Source organism: Stutzerimonas chloritidismutans AW-1, assembly GCF_000495915.1.
GTDB classification, from domain to species: Bacteria; Pseudomonadota; Gammaproteobacteria; order Pseudomonadales; family Pseudomonadaceae; genus Stutzerimonas; species Stutzerimonas chloritidismutans.
In genome coordinates, this window is sequence record NZ_AOFQ01000058.1 from 79,656 (window position 1) to 95,622 (window position 15,967).

16 protein-coding genes are annotated in these 15,967 nt (G+C 62.6%); 6 read left to right on the forward strand and 10 right to left on the reverse strand.

The features are described 5' to 3' along the window. Positions 1–276: 276 nt before the first annotated feature. From F753_RS43980 to F753_RS44000, 5 genes are all read left to right on the forward strand, one after another. Positions 277–1,332 (forward strand): NAD(P)-dependent alcohol dehydrogenase, encoded by a 1,056-nt coding sequence (locus tag F753_RS43980; protein ID WP_023446535.1) that lies wholly within the window; start codon positions 277–279, stop codon positions 1,330–1,332. 89 nt (positions 1,333–1,421) lie between these two features. Further along, positions 1,422–2,279 (forward strand): carboxylate/amino acid/amine transporter, encoded by an 858-nt coding sequence (locus F753_RS43985; protein WP_023446536.1) that lies wholly within the window; start codon positions 1,422–1,424, stop codon positions 2,277–2,279. A 99-nt stretch (positions 2,280–2,378) separates the two neighbouring features. After that, a complete protein-coding gene (locus tag F753_RS43990) occupies positions 2,379–3,110 on the forward strand; it encodes an endonuclease (protein WP_023446537.1) in 732 nt (243 codons plus the stop codon). An 82-nt stretch (positions 3,111–3,192) separates the two neighbouring features. Further along, entirely contained in the window at positions 3,193–3,819 is a 627-nt protein-coding gene (locus F753_RS43995; protein ID WP_014819478.1) for a DUF2238 domain-containing protein, read from the forward strand. Positions 3,820–3,823: 4 nt separating this feature from the next. Next, complete coding sequence (locus tag F753_RS44000) at positions 3,824–4,201, forward strand: DUF2784 domain-containing protein (RefSeq protein ID WP_014819477.1); 378 nt, start codon at positions 3,824–3,826, stop codon at positions 4,199–4,201. A gap of 122 nt (positions 4,202–4,323) precedes the next feature. On the opposite strand, the gene F753_RS44005 is transcribed toward F753_RS44000, so the two are convergent. Both F753_RS44005 and F753_RS44010 read right to left on the reverse strand, forming a co-directional pair. After that, positions 4,324–5,118 carry an amidohydrolase gene (locus F753_RS44005; RefSeq protein WP_023446539.1) on the reverse strand — a complete coding sequence of 265 codons (795 nt, stop codon included), beginning with the start codon at positions 5,116–5,118 and terminating at the stop codon, positions 4,324–4,326. Continuing rightward, positions 5,106–6,254 carry a pyridoxal phosphate-dependent aminotransferase gene (locus F753_RS44010; RefSeq protein WP_023446540.1) on the reverse strand — a complete coding sequence of 383 codons (1,149 nt, stop codon included), beginning with the start codon at positions 6,252–6,254 and terminating at the stop codon, positions 5,106–5,108. The genes F753_RS44005 and F753_RS44010 overlap by 13 nt, the downstream gene beginning before the upstream one ends. Positions 6,255–6,412: 158 nt before the next feature. Here F753_RS44010 and cysE point away from each other — a divergent pair, with 158 nt between their 5' ends. Further along, on the forward strand, positions 6,413–7,207 hold the full coding sequence (gene cysE, locus F753_RS44015; RefSeq protein WP_023446541.1) for a serine O-acetyltransferase: 795 nt from the start codon (positions 6,413–6,415) through the stop codon (positions 7,205–7,207). 4 nt (positions 7,208–7,211) lie between these two features. Here the strand turns inward: cysE and der are convergent, their stop codons facing one another. From der to rlmN, 8 genes are all read right to left on the reverse strand, one after another. After that, positions 7,212–8,690 (reverse strand): ribosome biogenesis GTPase Der, encoded by a 1,479-nt coding sequence (gene der / locus F753_RS44020; protein WP_014819473.1) that lies wholly within the window; start codon positions 8,688–8,690, stop codon positions 7,212–7,214. A 102-nt stretch (positions 8,691–8,792) separates the two neighbouring features. Further along, positions 8,793–9,941 (reverse strand): outer membrane protein assembly factor BamB, encoded by a 1,149-nt coding sequence (gene bamB / locus F753_RS44025; RefSeq protein ID WP_023446542.1) that lies wholly within the window; start codon positions 9,939–9,941, stop codon positions 8,793–8,795. 3 nt (positions 9,942–9,944) lie between these two features. Further along, entirely contained in the window at positions 9,945–10,586 is a 642-nt protein-coding gene (locus F753_RS44030) for a tetratricopeptide repeat protein (protein WP_014819471.1), read from the reverse strand. A 27-nt stretch (positions 10,587–10,613) separates the two neighbouring features. Further along, positions 10,614–11,903, reverse strand: coding sequence for a histidine--tRNA ligase (gene hisS / locus F753_RS44035; RefSeq protein WP_023446543.1), 1,290 nt, complete (start codon positions 11,901–11,903; stop codon positions 10,614–10,616). A 16-nt stretch (positions 11,904–11,919) separates the two neighbouring features. Then, on the reverse strand, positions 11,920–13,032 hold the full coding sequence (gene ispG / locus F753_RS44040; protein WP_003298158.1) for a flavodoxin-dependent (E)-4-hydroxy-3-methylbut-2-enyl-diphosphate synthase: 1,113 nt from the start codon (positions 13,030–13,032) through the stop codon (positions 11,920–11,922). A 7-nt stretch (positions 13,033–13,039) separates the two neighbouring features. Next, a complete protein-coding gene (locus F753_RS44045) occupies positions 13,040–14,047 on the reverse strand; it encodes a RodZ domain-containing protein (protein ID WP_023446544.1) in 1,008 nt (335 codons plus the stop codon). Further along, positions 14,044–14,802 carry a type IV pilus biogenesis/stability protein PilW gene (gene pilW, locus F753_RS44050; protein WP_014819467.1) on the reverse strand — a complete coding sequence of 253 codons (759 nt, stop codon included), beginning with the start codon at positions 14,800–14,802 and terminating at the stop codon, positions 14,044–14,046. The genes F753_RS44045 and pilW overlap by 4 nt, the downstream gene beginning before the upstream one ends. Before the next feature lie 11 nt (positions 14,803–14,813). Next, positions 14,814–15,962, reverse strand: coding sequence for a dual-specificity RNA methyltransferase RlmN (gene rlmN / locus F753_RS44055; RefSeq protein WP_023446546.1), 1,149 nt, complete (start codon positions 15,960–15,962; stop codon positions 14,814–14,816). Between the last annotated feature and the right edge of the window lie 5 nt (positions 15,963–15,967).

Consider the following 15,967-nt stretch of genomic DNA (forward strand, 5'->3'; position numbering starts at 1 on the left):
CTCGCCATTCCTGAGCGCTGCGCCGGCAAGCTCGTCCCGCCGGCGCCATCACCGATGGCGCCGGCACATTGTTGCGGCGCCGCCACGCGTCGCCGGTCGCGCCCGACTGCGGTGAGCGACTGAACTGTTCGCCTCCCAATACCCTCCCAACTCAGTCAGCCAGGCCCGGCAATTCGGCAGAAACACGTCAGCCATCGGCAGGATTGTGCAAACGCTCCTGTTTCCGGTGCCATTAGGCTTGGCCTCTGCAAATCCCGAACGAACAAAGGAGCCGCCATGAGCAACAGCATCGGTTACGCCGCCCTCGACCCGAGCGCCCCGCTCGCCCCCTACTCGTTTTCGCGCCGCGAAGTTGGGCCTAACGATGTACGGATCGAGATTCTCTTCTGCGGCGTCTGCCATTCGGACCTGCATACCGCACGCAATGAGTGGAACAACACGCTGTATCCATCCGTGCCCGGCCACGAGATCGTCGGCCGCGTGAGCGCGGTCGGCGCGAACGTCAGCAAGTTCAAGGCGGGCGATATCGCCGGCGTCGGCTGCCTGGTCGATAGCTGCCGCAGCTGCTCCTCCTGTGGCGAGGGGCTGGAGCAGTATTGTGAGAACGGCTTCGTCGGCACCTACAACGGTCCGGCCTTCGGCGGTGGCGAGAACACCCTTGGCGGCTATTCCGACAACATCGTGGTGGACGAAAAGTACGTGCTGCGCATCAACCACACCGACAACCTCGCCGCCGTCGCGCCGCTGCTTTGCGCGGGCATCACCACCTACTCGCCACTGCGCCAGTGGAAGGTCGGCCCGGGGCAGAAGGTCGGTGTAGTTGGCCTCGGCGGTCTTGGCCATATGGCGGTGAAGATCGCCAACGCCATGGGTGCAAAGGTCGTGCTGTTCACCACCTCGCCGGACAAGCGGGAAGATGCGCTGCGCCTCGGCGCGTCGGAAGTGGTGGTGTCGAAGAACAAGGAGGAGATGGCTGCGCACGTCAACAGCTTCGACTTCATTCTCAACACCGTTGCCGCGCCGCACAACCTCGATGCGTTCGTGAATCTGCTCAAGCGCGACGCCACGATGACGCTGGTCGGCGCACCGGCTTCGCCGCACCCGTCACCCAGCGTGTTCGGCCTGATCTTCAAGCGCCGCCGCATCGCCGGCTCGCTGATCGGCGGCATCGCCGAAACCCAGGAGATGCTCGACTTCTGCGCCGAGCACGGCATCGTCTCGGACATCGAGATGATCCGCATGCAGGACATCAACGAAGCCTACGAGCGCATGCTCAAGAGCGACGTGAAGTACCGCTTCGTCATCGACATGGCCACCCTGAAAGCGGCCTGACCGCTCGGCTGGCGAGCCTGCGGGCGCGCCAGCCCTTCCCTCTTTCATGCGCAGCCGCTAAGGTCGCCGGCCTTCGTCGTGGAGGCGGTATGCGCTATCTGATCTTCGTCACCCTGCTCTGGGCCTTTTCCTTCAACCTGATCGGCGTCTACCTGGCCGGCCAGGTGGACAGCTATTTCGCAGTGCTGACCCGAGTGATTCTCGCCGGCCTGGTGTTCCTGCCGCTGACCCGCTGGCGCGGTGTCGCCCCCGGCTTCATCGCCGGCGTGACCCTGGTCGGCGCGCTGCAGTTCGGCGTGACGTATCTCTGCCTGTACATGAGTTTCAACGTTCTGACGGTCGCCGAAGTGCTGCTGTTCACCGTGCTCACGCCGCTGCACGTGACGCTGATCGACGACGCGCTCAACCGTCGCTTCAACCCCTGGGCGCTGGTCGCGGCAGCCGTCGCGGTGTTCGGCGCCGGGCTCATCCGTTACGACGGGGTTTCCGGCGATTTTCTCGGCGGCTTCCTGCTCATGCAGCTGGCCAATTTCACCTTCGCCGCCGGCCAGGTGTTCTACAAGCATCTGGCGCAGCGGTACCCCTCCGACGTGCCGTTGCATCGCCGCTTCGGCTACTTCTTCCTCGGCGCACTGCTGATCGTGCTGCCGGCGTGGCTGCTGTTCGGTAACGTCGAGAAACTGCCGACTACCACGACGCAGTGGACCGTATTGGTCTGGATGGGCGTGCTGGCCACCGCGCTGGGCCAGTTCTACTGGAACAAGGGCGCGACCCTGGTGGATGCCGGCACCCTGGCGGTGATGAACAACATGGCCGTGCCGGTGGGCCTGCTGCTCAACCTGCTGTTCTGGGGCACCACGACCAACCTGATTCTGCTCGCCGTCGGCGGCGCGATCATTCTCGCCTCTCTGCAGATCAACCGCCTGGGCCGTATGAAGGCCTGGTGACATCATGCAAGTTATTGTTTTTTATTACTTTTACTTAAACGAAAGGTAAGATGCCGGCCCGCGCATGGATGCGACACTCGTTCAGTTGTCGAGAATTCCATGCGCCGCCTCAGTCTCTTTCTGCTTGCTCTGTTCTACTGCACCAACACTTACGCCGATGCGCCTCGCACCTTCCGCGAAGCGAAGAAGGTCGCCTGGACGCTCTATGCCGACCGACCGGTGGACTTCTACTGCGGCTGCAGCTTCAAGGGCAATCGCATCGACCTGCGCAGCTGCGGCTATGTCCCGCGCAAGCAGCCCAAGCGCGCTCAACGGGTGGAGTGGGAGCACATCGTCCCGGCCTGGGTCATCGGCCATCAGCGTCAGTGCTGGCAACAGGGCGGGCGCAAGCAGTGCACCGCCAAAGACCCCATCTTCAGCCTGGCCGAAGCCGACCTGCACAACCTGGTTCCGGTGGTCGGCGAGGTGAACGGCGACCGCAGCAACTTCGGCTTCGGCATGCTCAGCGAAAAGCCCAGCCAGTACGGTGCCTGCCCCTTCGTGGTGAACTTCAAGCAGCGCACGGCCATGCCACCCGAGTACAGCCGCGGTGCCATCGCCCGCACCTATCTGTACATGAGCGAGCGCTACAAACTGCGCCTGTCGAAACAGGACCGGCGCCTGTACGACATCTGGAACCGCCGGCATCCGGTCAGCGAATGGGAGCGCACGCGCAACCAGCGCATCGCCTGCGTGCAGGGCAATGCCAATGCCTATGTCGGTGCCGTCGACCTGCGGCGCTGCAAACGTTCGATCTCCCGCTCGGCAGCGGCGCCCGCCCGCCAGGGTTGAAGCGCCCTGACCCTGCGTCCGGTTGCAGGCCGACTGGCTCCCCGGCATGCTGCCGGCTGGATCGATCACGACGGCTAACTTGATGCAGGACAGAACACTCTATTCAACGCTGGGGTTGGTAGTGCTGCTGGCGCTGGCCTGCTCCGCGATCGCTCCGTATGACCGTGCCACCTGGTTGCTGGAAGTCGCTCCGGTACTGATCGCTGCGCCCCTGCTGCTGTGGAGCCACCAGCGCCTGCCGCTGACGCGACTGCTCTACGTGGTGATCGCCGTTCATGCGCTGATCCTGATCCTCGGCGGCACCTACACCTACGCGCGGGTACCACCGGGATTCTGGGTGCAGGAATGGTTCGACCTCAGCCGCAATCCCTACGACAAGCTCGGCCATTTCATTCAGGGTGTGACGCCTGCGCTGCTAGCACGGGAGATCCTGCTCCGCCTGCGCTTCGTCGCGCCAGGAAAGATGCTCGGCTTTCTCGCACTTTGTGTCGCGTTGGCCTTCAGCGCCTTCTATGAGCTCATCGAATGGTGGGTGGCGCTTATCGCCGGGCAGGGCGCGGAGGATTTTCTCGGCACCCAGGGCGATCCATGGGATACCCAATCGGACATGTTCATGGCAATGCTCGGCGCTCTCCTGTCCGTCACCCTCATGGCGCGCCTGCAGGATCGCCAGATCCGCGGCATGAGTCGCGCAGACGCGACGGCGTAGCCCAATGCTCTATCGAGTTGGCGCGGACGCCGTGTTGCTCCTGCACCTCGGGTTCATTCTCTTCGTGCTGTTTGGCGGCTTGCTGGTCGCATGGAAACGCGGCTTCGTGTTGCTGCACATTCCGGCGATCGTCTGGGGCGTTTTCGTCGAGCTGACCGGGAGGCCGTGTCCGCTGACGTACTGGGAGAATCTGCTGCGACGGCTGGCGGGTGACGCGGGGTATGAGGCGGGCTTTATCGAGCACTACCTGCTGCCATTGATCTACCCGGCCTGGCTGAGCATACCGGTGCAATATGTGCTGGCGGCAATAGTGCTGCTGGTCAATCTGCTGATCTATGGCTGGCTGTTGTGGCGTCGACGGCGCCACAGCACAACGCACTAACCAGCGGGTGCCCGGCCGCCAGCGTGGGAGCCTCCCCACAACAGCCGTTCACGCTCCCCGCCGTTAGCGCAGCACCTCGCTGCCTCGCCTTAGTGCAGCAGGCTATCGCCCGAGGTCCGGGCCTAGGGTTTGAGCTCGAACTGATCGCCATCGTGGTAGGCCGGGAAGCGCTCGCGGAACGCCGCCAGATCGCGTGAGCGCAGCGTGCAGCGCAACACGGCATCACGCTCTTCGCCGTTCAGCAGCGTGTCACCCTTGAAGTCGAGCACCTGGCTGTCGCCACTGTAGGGATAGCCCTTGCCGTCTTCGCCGACCCGGTTGACCGCCGCGACATAGCACAGATTCTCGATGGCCCGCGCCGGCAGCAGGCGGTTCCAGGCATCGCGGCGCGCGGCTGGCCAGTTCGCCGTATAGAGCAGCAGGTCGGTGCCGTGTGGATCGCGGCTCCACACCGGGAAGCGCAGGTCGTAGCAGATCAGCGGGCGCACGCGCCAACCGTTCACCTCGAACAGCGCCTGCTGCTGCCCAGGGGTGTAGTGCTTGTGCTCACCCGCCATGCGGAACAGATGACGCTTGTCGTAGTGCAGCACCTCACCATCCGGGCGCGCCCAGAGCAGTCGGTTGCGGTGACTGCCGTCGGCCGCCTCGATGATCACGCTGCCGGTGATCACCGTATCCAGTCGCGCGGCCTGAGCGCGCAGCCAGGCGTAGGTCCGCCCCTCTTCCGGCTCGGCCAGCGCGGCCGAATCCATGGAAAAACCGGTGGTGAACATCTCCGGCAGGACGATCAGGTCCGCACCGCTGGCCTGATCCAGCAGTACGGCGAAGCGCTCGCGGTTGGCCGCAGCGTCCTGCCAGATCAGGCTGGTTTGCACCAGCGCCAGTTCGAGGTCGGGCAGATTGTTCAGATCGCGCATAGTCTTTCCGCCGCCTGACGCAGCGTCTCCTCTCGTTTGGCGAAGCAGAAGCGCACCAGCCTCAGATCGGCCGGGGGGCTCTGGTAGAAAACCGAAATCGGAATGCTCGCAACCCCGTGCTCGCGGGTCAGCCACTCAGCCATGGCGACGTCATCCAGATCAGGACGGATAGCCGAATAGTCGGCGAGCTGGAAGTAGGTTCCGGTGGCACGGGTAAAGCTGAAGCGCGAGCCCGCCAGCAGGTCACAGAACAGATCGCGCTTGGCCTGGTAGAACGCCGGTAGCTCGCTGATGTGCTCGGGATGCTCGGCCATGAAATCGGCCAACGCCCACTGCAGCGGAGTGACACCGGTGAAACTGACGTACTGGTGCACCTTGCGCAGCTCGCTGCTGAGTGCAGGCGGCGCCACCACGTATCCAGTCTTCCAGCCGGTGACGTGGTAGGTCTTGCCGAAAGAGCTGATGACGAATGCACGCTGATAGAGCTCATCGTGGCGCAGCACGCTGGCATGCTCGCGGCCGTCGAACACAAGATGCTCGTAGACCTCGTCGCTGAGCAGATAGATGTCACGCTCGCGGATCAGCGCCGCCAGACGGTCGAGATCATCAGCATCGATCAATGCACCGCTGGGGTTGTGCGGCGTATTCAGCACGATCATCCGCGTGTGCGGGGTAATGGCATCGGCCAGGCGCTGCCAATCGATATGGAAATCCGGCAGGCTCAGTTGCTGGTGAATGCAGACGCCACCAGCCAGCTGCACCGATGGCTCGTAGCTGTCATAGCACGGATCGAAGACGATGACCTCATCACCCGGCCGGATCACTGCCTGGATCGCACAGAAGATCGCCTGGGTAGCACCCGGGGTAATCGTGACCTCGGTGGCAGGATCCACTTTCCGTCCGTACAGCCCGGCGACCTTGACCGCGACCTGCTCGCGCAGGACCGGCAATCCGGTCATCGGTGCGTACTGGTTGTGTCCCGCCATGACGTGGCGGGCCAGTGCCTCGCGCAACGCGTCGGGGCCATCGAAATCGGGAAAGCCCTGAGAGAGATTCAGCGCACCGGTGTCCGCGGCCAGCTGGGACATGGTGGTGAAGATGGTCGTGCCAACGTTGGGCAGTTTACTGATGAGCATGTCAGCCTTCCGACAAGCCTGCCGCACGGGGGTTCGGCAGGAAGGCAGACAGGATAGCCGAACAGCGATGCACGATACGAGGGTGCACGGCGCCTGCCATCGGGCTGCTACAGTGCAGCGAACGAGCACCCTCGCGTATCGACAATAAGGAACCTCGCATGTCCAGTCATTCAGTCAGCACGCTGTGGAACGAGCTACGCGCCCAGGCGCTTCACGCGCTGGATGCGGAGCCGACCCTGGCCGCGCTATTCCAGCGGGCTATCCTCGACCATCCCGATTTCGGCTGCGCGCTTGCCCAGCGCATTGGGCAAGCACTGGCGGAAGGCACCGAGCAGAGCCGTACGCTGACTGATCGTTTCGCTGGCATTCACCAACAGGCCGCAGCGCTCGCCGAGGTGGCGTGCTCTGATCTGCAGGCAATCGTCAGCCGCGACCCGGCGTTCGACACCGCGCTGGAAGTGTTCCTGTTCTCCAAGGGTTATCTGGCGTTACAGGCCTATCGTGTCGGGCACCACTTGCATGAACGGGGCGAACGCCTGCTGGCAATGTTCATCCAGGCACGCAGCAATGAACGCCTGGGCATCGACATCAACCCGGCCAGCCGCATCGGCAGTGGCATCATGCTCGATCACGGGACCGGCATTGTCATCGGCGAAACCGCTGTGGTGGGCGATGACGTGTCGATCCTGCAGGGCGTTACCCTGGGCGGTACGGGCAAGGAAGGCGGCGACCGCCATCCGAAGGTGCGCAGCGGCGTGATGATCGGCGCTGGAGCGAAGATTCTCGGGAACATCGAGATTGGCGAAGGCGCCAAGGTTGGCGCCGGCAGCATCGTGCTGCATCCCGTTGCGCCGCATACCACGGTGGTTGGCAATCCGGCTCGTCAGGTCGGCACGCCGCGCCACGCACGACCGGCCCTGGATATGGACCAGTCGTTCGACGGAGATCGCTGAGCAGTCAGCGCTTGTCGCGGCGCTTCTTCTCGGCCTTCTTGTGGTGCGACATGAGACGGCGCTTCTTGTTGACCTGGCGGTCGGTAAGCGTGTTTTTCTTGCCCTCGTAAGGGTTTTCTCCGCCCTTGTACTCGATACGGATCGGCGTACCGACCAGCTTCAAAACGCGTCGGTAGGTGTTTTCCAGATAACGGGTGTAGGACTTTGGAATCGAGTCAACCTGGTTGCCATGGATCACGATCAGAGGCGGGTTGGCGCCGCCCAAGTGCGCGTAACGAAGCTTGATCCGGCGGCTGGCAACCATGGGCGGCGCATGCTCGCGGACCGCATCTTCAAGGATCTGCGTCAGACGGCTGGTGGGCCATCGCGTCACGGCTGAAGTGAACGAGGCCTGCACGGACTTGTACAGATTACCGACGCCGGTGCCATGCTTGGCGGAGATGAAGTGGATGTCGGCGAACTCGACGAAGAACAACCGACGCTCCAGCTCGGTCTTCACATAGTCGCGCTCACTCGGCTCCATGCCGTCCCACTTGTTCAGCGCGATGACCAACGCCCGACCGCTTTCCAGCACGAAGCCGAGCAGGTTCAGATCGTGTTCGACCACGCCCTCGCGGGCATCCATGACGAAAATCACGACGTTGGAGTCCTGAATCGCCTGCAGCGTCTTGACCACCGAGAACTTTTCTACGGCCTCGAAGATCTTGCCGCGACGGCGCACACCGGCCGTGTCGATCAGTGTGTACTTCGCGTCGTCACGTTCGAAGGGAATGTAGATGCTGTCGCGGGTTGTACCGGCCTGGTCATAAACGATGACCCGTTCCTCGCCGAGCATGCGATTGACCAACGTCGACTTGCCCACATTGGGCCGGCCGATGATCGCGATCTTGATGCCATCCTTTTCGCTCGGTCCAGGGATGCGCTTGAGCTCTTCTCCTTCGGCAACCGTCTCGCCCTCTTCACCCTCGGCTTCGGCAACTTCGGCGTTGTCCTTGGGGAACATGCCGAGTGCCTGCTCGAGCATATGGGTGATACCACGGCCATGGGCGGCGGCGATCGGCAGGGCGTCGCCCAGGCCCAACGGGCTGAATTCCGCTCGGGCGATATCCGGATCGATGCTGTCGACCTTGTTCGCCACCAGGAAATGGCGCTTGTTCATCTTGCGCAGGTGTTCGGCAATCATCTGATCGCCAGGCGTCATGCCGGCACGCGCGTCAACCATGAACATCACCGCATCGGCCTCTTGCATGGCTTGCAGGGACTGCTCGGCCATCTTGGCATCGATGCCCTCCTCATCGCCGGTCAGACCACCAGTGTCGATGACGATGTAGGTGCGGCCCTGCCATTTGGCCTCGCCGTACTGGCGATCTCGGGTCAGACCGGCGTACTCGGCCACGATGGCGTCGCGGCTCTTGGTCAGACGATTGAACAGGGTGGACTTGCCGACGTTCGGGCGGCCCACCAGGGCGATTACGGGAACCATGCGGCTCTCCACTGCGATATTTCAGAAAACACGAAGGCCGCTGCATTGCAGCGGCCGAATATTCAGGACTCCGCCAGGCGGAGCCGTGGGCGCAACTTGCGGTCAGTCAGCCTGACGGATAGTCAACGCCACCAGCTTGCCGTCATTGCCGAAGGCATACAGCCAGTCGCCCTCGACTACCGGACGGGCACGGACGCCAGAGCTGTCGATACGCTCGCGAGCGACGAAACGACCATCGACCTGACTTAGCAGGTGCAGATAGCCTTCGATGTCACCCACCACAACATAGCTGGAAAATACTGCGGGAGCCGAAAGCTGGCGGCGCGCCATGGACTCATTGCGCCACAGAGCAGTCGTGGAGCGCTCGTCGATCCCCTCGACAGTGCCGTCGGCAAGGCTCAGGTAAACGCTACCGTAGCCGAGCGCAGCACCCGAATAGCTGGACGCATCGCGCTGCCAGAGGACACGACCACTTTCCAGTTCCAGTGCCGCGGCACGGCCCTGATAGCTGGTGACGTAGAGCGTGCCACCGGATAGCAGCAGACCACCGTCGATGTCGACGACCCGCTCAAGCTCCGAACGTCCTTGCGGAATGGCAACGCGCTGCTCCCAGACCGGAAGCCCGCGACGGGTATCCAGTGCGACCACTTTGCCGCTGGACAGGCCGGCAACGGCCAGCTGATTGGTCAGCAGCGGTGCGCCGGTCCCGCGTAGCGTCAGCACCGCAGGAGAGCTCTCGTAGCTCCAGCGCTGCGCGCCGGTATCCATCTCCAGCGCGAGCAGCCGATCATCCTGCGTCTGCACCAGGACGATGTCGCCATTGACGGCCGGGGCAGCCAGCACTTCACTGCTGACCTGACTGCGCCAGCGCTCCTCGCCCGTGCTGACGTCCAGCGCCAGCACTTCACCGCGCAGGGTGCCAACCAGCACCAGGCCGTACCCGGCGCCTACCCCGCCGGAAACCGGCGTATCAAGCGTCTTCTTCCAGTTGACCTTGCCGGTCAGGCGATCCATGGATACCACCAGCCCTTCGACATCGGCGGCGTAAATCTGGTCGCCATACACCACCGGCGTCAGCAGGTTGTAGGTCTTGCCCTGCCCTTCACCGATCGAACGACTCCACTCCTTCTTCAAGGAGATTTCCGCCTCGAACTTGGTCAGCTCCGCCGGTTCCGGCTCTTTAGTGTCCTTGCTGCTACAACCCGCGGCCAGTACGGCCAGGGTCAGCAATGCTGCAGTCTTCCAGCGCATCGTTTACGCCTCCCCTCGGGCCAGATCATCCAGCTTCATTTGCAGACCACCGATGGCCGCATCCTGGGACAGCGACTCTTTCGCCGCGGTGTAGGCCGCATGTGCCTCGTCGCGTCGGCCAAGCTGCACCAGCAGATCGCCGCGCAGTTCCTCGCGACTGGCAGCGAAGGCCTGATCAGCCTTGCCGTCCAGCAGCTTGAGCGCTTCTTCTGCCTTGTCCTGCGCAGCCAGAACGCGTGCCAGACGCTGACGAGCCAGCTCGTCCAGCGTCTTGTCGGCGGGCTTGTCGACCACGGCGCGAAGCTCGCTAGCCGCTTCGTCCAACCGCCCCGACTCGACCGCCACCTTCGCCACGAACAGGCTGCCGTACTGCGCATAATGCGTGCCGGCGAAATCTTTCTTCAGCAGATTGCCCAATCGCGCAACTTCCGCCGCATCGGCTTCACCTTCTTCCAGCGCTGCGCCGAGCAGCTGCTGATAGATCACCGAGGCACCCTGCGCCTGGTTGACCTGATGGTTCTGCCAGAATTGCCAGCCGAACACCAAGACCAGAGCGAGCACAGCCCCAAACAGAAGAGGCTTGCCGTTGCGCTGCCACCAGTCTTTGATCTGCGCCAGTGTTTCTTCTTCGGTACCCGAGGTCACGCTGTCACTCCTTTCATTCGCTTAGTCTCAGACCTGCTCGAGGCAGGCAGCCAGACGCTCGGGCAGAGCATCCCAGGCAATGCTTTGTTGCTCGCTGTCGTCGCGTAGCGGCTTGCAACCTACCACGCGCCCTGCCAGTTCGTCGTCACCCAGGATCAGCGCAAAGCGCGCGCCGCTCTTGTCCGCTTTCTTGAACTGACTCTTGAAACTGCCGCCACCGGCGTTCACCAGCAGGCGCAGCCCTGGCAGCATATCGCGCAGGCGCTCGGCCAGAGCCAGTGCTGCCAGCTCAGCAGGCTCACCGAATGCGCAGATATAGGCATGCGGCGCCGGGCTCAGGGCGTCCGGCACCAGACCAAGGGTTTCCAGCAGCAGCACCAGGCGCTCGACGCCCATGGCGAAGCCGACACCCGGGGTAGGCTTACCGCCAAACTGACTGATCAGGCCATCGTAACGGCCGCCAGCGCAGACGGTGCCCTGCGAGCCCAGTTTGTCGGTAACCCACTCGAACACGGTTCGACCGTAGTAATCCAGACCACGCACCAGCTTCGGGTTGATTTCGTAGGCGATGCCGACTGCATCGAGGCGCGCCTTCAGGCCTTCGAAATGCACGCGCGACTCATCGTCGAGGTAGTCATGCAGCGTCGGTGCATCGGCCAGCAGCGCCTGAGTCTGGGCATTCTTGCTGTCGAGAATACGTAGCGGATTGGTCGTCAGGCGTCGCTGGCTGTCCTCGTCGAGCTGATCGAAACGCTGCTGCAGGTAGGCCACCAGCGCATCGCGGTAGCGCGCACGTGCTTCGCTGGAGCCCAGGCTGTTGAGCTGCAGCGTTACAGCGTCGGCCAGGCCGAGCTGCTTCCACAGGCGCGCCGTCATCACGATCAGCTCGGCGTCGACATCAGGCCCAGGCTGGTTGAAGACTTCCACGCCGATCTGATGGAACTGCCGATAGCGGCCCTTCTGCGGCTTCTCATAACGGAACATCGGCCCGGTGTACCAGAGCTTCTGCACCTGGCCGCCGCCGGTCATGCCATGCTCGAGCACGGCGCGCACACAGCCGGCAGTGCCTTCAGGACGCAGGGTCAGCGACTCTTCGTTGCGATCGAGGAAGGTGTACATCTCCTTGTCGACCACGTCGGTGCCTTCACCGATGCCGCGAGCGAAGAGGTCGGTGAACTCCAGAATAGGCAGGCGAATCTCGCTGTAGCCGTAGCTGTCGAGCAGTTGCGCGAAGGTGCTTTCCAGATAACGCCAGGTCGGGGTCTGCGCAGGCAGGATGTCGTTCATGCCACGAATGGCTTGCAGGGACTTGCTCAATGGGATTCCTTAAAGATCAGCTGCGCGCGATGACCGCCGCGTCGGCCGCGAGCTTCTCGGCGGCCTTGCGTCGGATGAGCTGCTCCAGCTCATCGACGAGATTTTCGTTGTTCAGTTTTTGCGCCGGCTTGCCGTCGATGTAGACCAGGTTGTTAGGGCTGCCACCGGTCAACCCGACATGGGCCTCCTTCGCCTCTCCCGGGCCGTTCACCACGCAACCGATCACGGCAACGTCCATCGGTACCAGCAGGTCTTCCACGCGGGTTTCCAGCTCGTTCATGGTCTTGACCACATCGAAGTTCTGCCGCGAACAGCTCGGGCAGGCGATGAAGTTGATACCACGTGAACGCAGACGCAGCGACTTGAGGATATCGAAGCCGACCTTGATTTCCTCGACAGGATCGGCCGCAAGCGACACGCGAATGGTGTCACCGATGCCTTCAGCGAGCAGCATGCCCAGCCCGACCGCGGACTTCACGGTGCCGGAACGCAGTCCACCCGCCTCGGTAATGCCCAGGTGCAGCGGCTGTTCGATCTGCCCGGCCAGTAACCGATAGGCCTCGACCGCCATGAATACGTCGGAAGCCTTGACGCTGACCTTGAAGTCCTGGAAGTCCAGGCGATCGAGATGATCGACATGGCGCAGGGCGGACTCCACCAGCGCCTGCGGGGTCGGCTCGCCGTACTTTTTCTGCAGGTCCTTTTCCAGCGAACCGGCATTCACCCCGATGCGGATCGGGATGCCCTTGTCGCGCGCCGCATCGACCACCGCGCGCACGCGATCTTCGCGACCGATATTGCCCGGATTGATGCGCAGGCAATCAACGCCGAGCTCGGCCACGCGCAAAGCGATCTGATAATCGAAATGGATGTCGGCCACCAGCGGCAACTGCACCAGTTGCTTGATGCGCCCAAAGGCCTCGGCAGCCTCCATGGAAGGCACTGAAACCCTGACGATATCGGCACCTGCATTGGCCAGGCGCTGGATCTGCGCAACCGTCGCCTCGACATCACAGGTCTCGGTATTGGTCATGCTCTGTACGGAAATCGGCGCATCACCACCGACCGGCACATTGCCCACCCAGATCTTGCGGGATTGGCGACGCTTGATAGGAGATTCGGAATGCATGGTCAGCTTACTGTCCGAGCTTGAGGCGCGCTGTCTCGCCGCGCATATGAGAGGCGAGGTTCACAGCTTCGCCGTTGTAACTGAGTTGGGCGCCGCGAGCGTAGCCCAGATGTACGTCCAATGGTGCCTTGCCGCTGACCGCCCTGCTGGTCCCGGCCTTGGCCAGCGCGCTGAACAGTACTCGTCCGTCGGCATCGCTGACTCGCGTCCAGCAATCGGCGGTGAAACTCAGCTCCAGCTGCGCCTCGCCGGCTACTGGCGGGGCGGTGTCGTTCGAGGCACTCGTGGGAGCCGGGGAGGCCGTTGCGTCAGCGCTTTGCGTGGGGCTGTCAGGCAGCGTCAGCGGCAGAGACTGCGCGGCCTCGCCCGCCGGCTCGGTGATGGTGCCCTGCACATCAGTGGTGGCTGGCGCCTGTTGCTCAGACTCGATCGCTTCACTCTCGTTCGAATCGGCTAGCGGTGCTGTTTGCTCGACTGGCTGTTCGCTCTGCTGCTCGGCACCCTCGTCAGCGCGATCAAGCAGATGGATCTCGGTGGTTCCATCCGCGCCTTCCACTTCGATTCGCTCCAGCGCCGAGACCGGTGGCGTCGTGGCCTCTCGAGCCATGCGTTCCTGCCACCAATACCAGGCGACTGCAGCCAGGAGCAGCAACAAGGCAAAGCCGAAGAAACGCATGAAGCTTCGCGACAGACGGCCGGGCTCTTCGATGCGCCCCAGGCTGTTGACATTGCTTCCGGAAGCGTTGGTACCGGTGTGCAGGTCGAACTCCTGAACCAGGCGATTCTGATCCAACCCCAGCAACTTGGCATAGGCACGAACGTAACCCCGGGCAAAGGTGTGCCCTGGCAACTGACTGAAATCGCCGGCCTCGATGCGAGCCAGCGAGCGCTCGGTGAGATTCAGCTGCTGTGCAACTGCAGACAGCGGCCAGCCCTTGTCTTCGCGAGCTATACGCAGCGTCTCGCCGGGGTTGTTGCCCATCGGTGCAGCGGATTCTTGGTGCGGCGCGGTCATCGTTGCTCCGAAAGATATTGCTTGTATTCATCCGTACCGGGATACAGTCGCCTCAGCTGCAGCGCGAGGCTTGCAGCAGTGTCGCGGTCCTGATGGATGTTGGCCAGACGGATACCGAGCAGCAGACTCCGTGCGTTCTGCTCGGCCAGTTGGCTGAAGCTATCGTAGTAACGCTTGGCTGGAACGTATTGCTTGTCCTCGAAGGCCATGAGTGCAAGCTCGAGCAACGCGCGGGGCTGGCGACTGTCGAGGCGCAGCGAGCGGGTGAAATGGAGTTCGGCCTCTTCACGCTGGCCCAACTGCAGTGCAGTCATACCCAGATTCTGAAAGACCCGCGCCCGCTCGGAATACATGTTGTCTTCGGAAGCCTGACGGAAACGCTCCATGGCTTCGGGGTAGCGCTTCTGCTCGAACAGAAAGCTGCCGTAGTTGTTGAGTATGCGGGCGTCCTTGCGACTGGAGAGCGCTTCCCGGTAGTGCTTGTCGGCCAGGTCGTTTTCCATTTCGGTCTGGAATACCAAAGCCAGGGCGGCGTGTGCATCGGCGCTGTTCGGATCAATTTCGAGGGCCTTGCGCAGTGGCGTCTTGGCGCGCGCGGCGGCGCCCTGCTGCAGGTAGCCGATCCCCAATTGAATATAGGCGTCGCGGGCCTGCTGGCGACCTTCGTCGGTTCTCAGCGGATCAGTGGATCCAGAAGACACACAACCGGCCAACAGGCCGGTCAGTAGAAGCAGCAGCGCAGCGCGCAAAATCATCAGCATCCCCCTCAGGATCGGTTCGAAGCGGTTTGCGCAGCACCTGGCTCGCTCTGTAGCTCACGCACAGCGATGTATCTCTCGCTTCGACGCGTCCGGTCCAGCACCTGGCCGACGAGCTGACCGCAAGCCGCGTCGATGTCTTCGCCGCGGGTGGTACGCACCGTTACATTGTGCCCACCTTTGTGCAGGATGTCCTGAAAACGGCGGATAGCATTGTTGCTCGGCCGCTCATATCCGGAGTGAGGGAACGGATTGAACGGGATCAGATTGATCTTGCACGGGATATCCGCCAGCAACGTGATCATCTGCTCGGCATGTTCGGGCTGATCGTTGATGCCCTTGAGCAGGGTGTACTCGATGGTCAGCACGCGCTTCTCGCCAAGCCTCGAGATATAGCCCTTGCATGCCGCCAGCAGCATGTCCAGCGGGTACTTCTTGTTGATCGGCACCAACTGATCACGCAACGCATCGTTGGGTGCGTGCAGCGACAATGCCAGAGAAACGTCGATGACCTTGGCCAGCTCGTCGATCATCGGCACGACGCCGGAGGTCGAGAGCGTCACCTTGCGCTTGGAAATCCCGTAACCAAGGTCGTCCATCATGATATGCATGGCAGCGACGACGTTGTCGAAATTCAGTAACGGCTCGCCCATCCCCATCATCACCACGTTGGTGATCGCGCGATCGATTTTCGCCGGGATGGAGCCGAATGATTTGTTAGCAATCCAGACCTGACCGATCACCTCGGCCGCTGTCAGGTTGCTGTTGAAGCCTTGCTTGCCGGTGGAACAGAAACTGCAATCCAGCGCACATCCGGCCTGCGAGGACACGCACAGCGTTCCACGTCCGCCCTGGGGGATGTACACAGTTTCCACACAGCTGCCCGAGGCGACACGCACGACCCATTTGCGGGTGCCGTCGCTGGAGATGTCTTCACTGACGACCTCCGGGCCGCGAATCTCGGCGCAGGTCTTGAGCTTTTCGCGCAAGGCCTTGCCGAGATTGCTCATGGCGTCGAAATCATCGACACCAAAATGGTGAATCCACTTCATCACCTGACCGGCGCGAAAACGCTTCTCCCCGATGGACTCGAAGAAGCTCTCCAGTTGCGACTGGGTAAGCCCGAGCAGATTCACTTTACCGGTCGTGGCAATCATTGAAT

Bases quoted from the DNA above. Each gene is read 5' to 3' on its own strand.
- F753_RS43990 (WP_023446537.1), top strand. From the start codon at position 2,379: ATGCGCCGCCTCAGTCTCTTTCTGCTTGCTCTGTTCTACTGCACCAAC.
- rlmN (WP_023446546.1), bottom strand. From the start codon at position 15,962: ATGATTGCCACGACCGGTAAAGTGAATCTGCTCGGGCTTACCCAGTCG.
- bamB (WP_023446542.1), bottom strand. From the start codon at position 9,941: ATGCGCTGGAAGACTGCAGCATTGCTGACCCTGGCCGTACTGGCCGCG.
- ispG (WP_003298158.1), bottom strand. From the start codon at position 13,032: ATGCATTCCGAATCTCCTATCAAGCGTCGCCAATCCCGCAAGATCTGG.
- F753_RS43980 (WP_023446535.1), top strand. From the start codon at position 277: ATGAGCAACAGCATCGGTTACGCCGCCCTCGACCCGAGCGCCCCGCTC.
- F753_RS44005 (WP_023446539.1), bottom strand. From the start codon at position 5,118: ATGCGCGATCTGAACAATCTGCCCGACCTCGAACTGGCGCTGGTGCAA.
- der (WP_014819473.1), bottom strand. From the start codon at position 8,690: ATGGTTCCCGTAATCGCCCTGGTGGGCCGCCCGAACGTCGGCAAGTCC.
- pilW (WP_014819467.1), bottom strand. From the start codon at position 14,802: ATGATTTTGCGCGCTGCGCTGCTGCTTCTACTGACCGGCCTGTTGGCC.
- F753_RS43985 (WP_023446536.1), top strand. From the start codon at position 1,422: ATGCGCTATCTGATCTTCGTCACCCTGCTCTGGGCCTTTTCCTTCAAC.
- F753_RS44000 (WP_014819477.1), top strand. From the start codon at position 3,824: ATGCTCTATCGAGTTGGCGCGGACGCCGTGTTGCTCCTGCACCTCGGG.
- F753_RS44045 (WP_023446544.1), bottom strand. From the start codon at position 14,047: ATGACCGCGCCGCACCAAGAATCCGCTGCACCGATGGGCAACAACCCC.
- cysE (WP_023446541.1), top strand. From the start codon at position 6,413: ATGTCCAGTCATTCAGTCAGCACGCTGTGGAACGAGCTACGCGCCCAG.
- F753_RS44010 (WP_023446540.1), bottom strand. From the start codon at position 6,254: ATGCTCATCAGTAAACTGCCCAACGTTGGCACGACCATCTTCACCACC.
- F753_RS43995 (WP_014819478.1), top strand. From the start codon at position 3,193: ATGCAGGACAGAACACTCTATTCAACGCTGGGGTTGGTAGTGCTGCTG.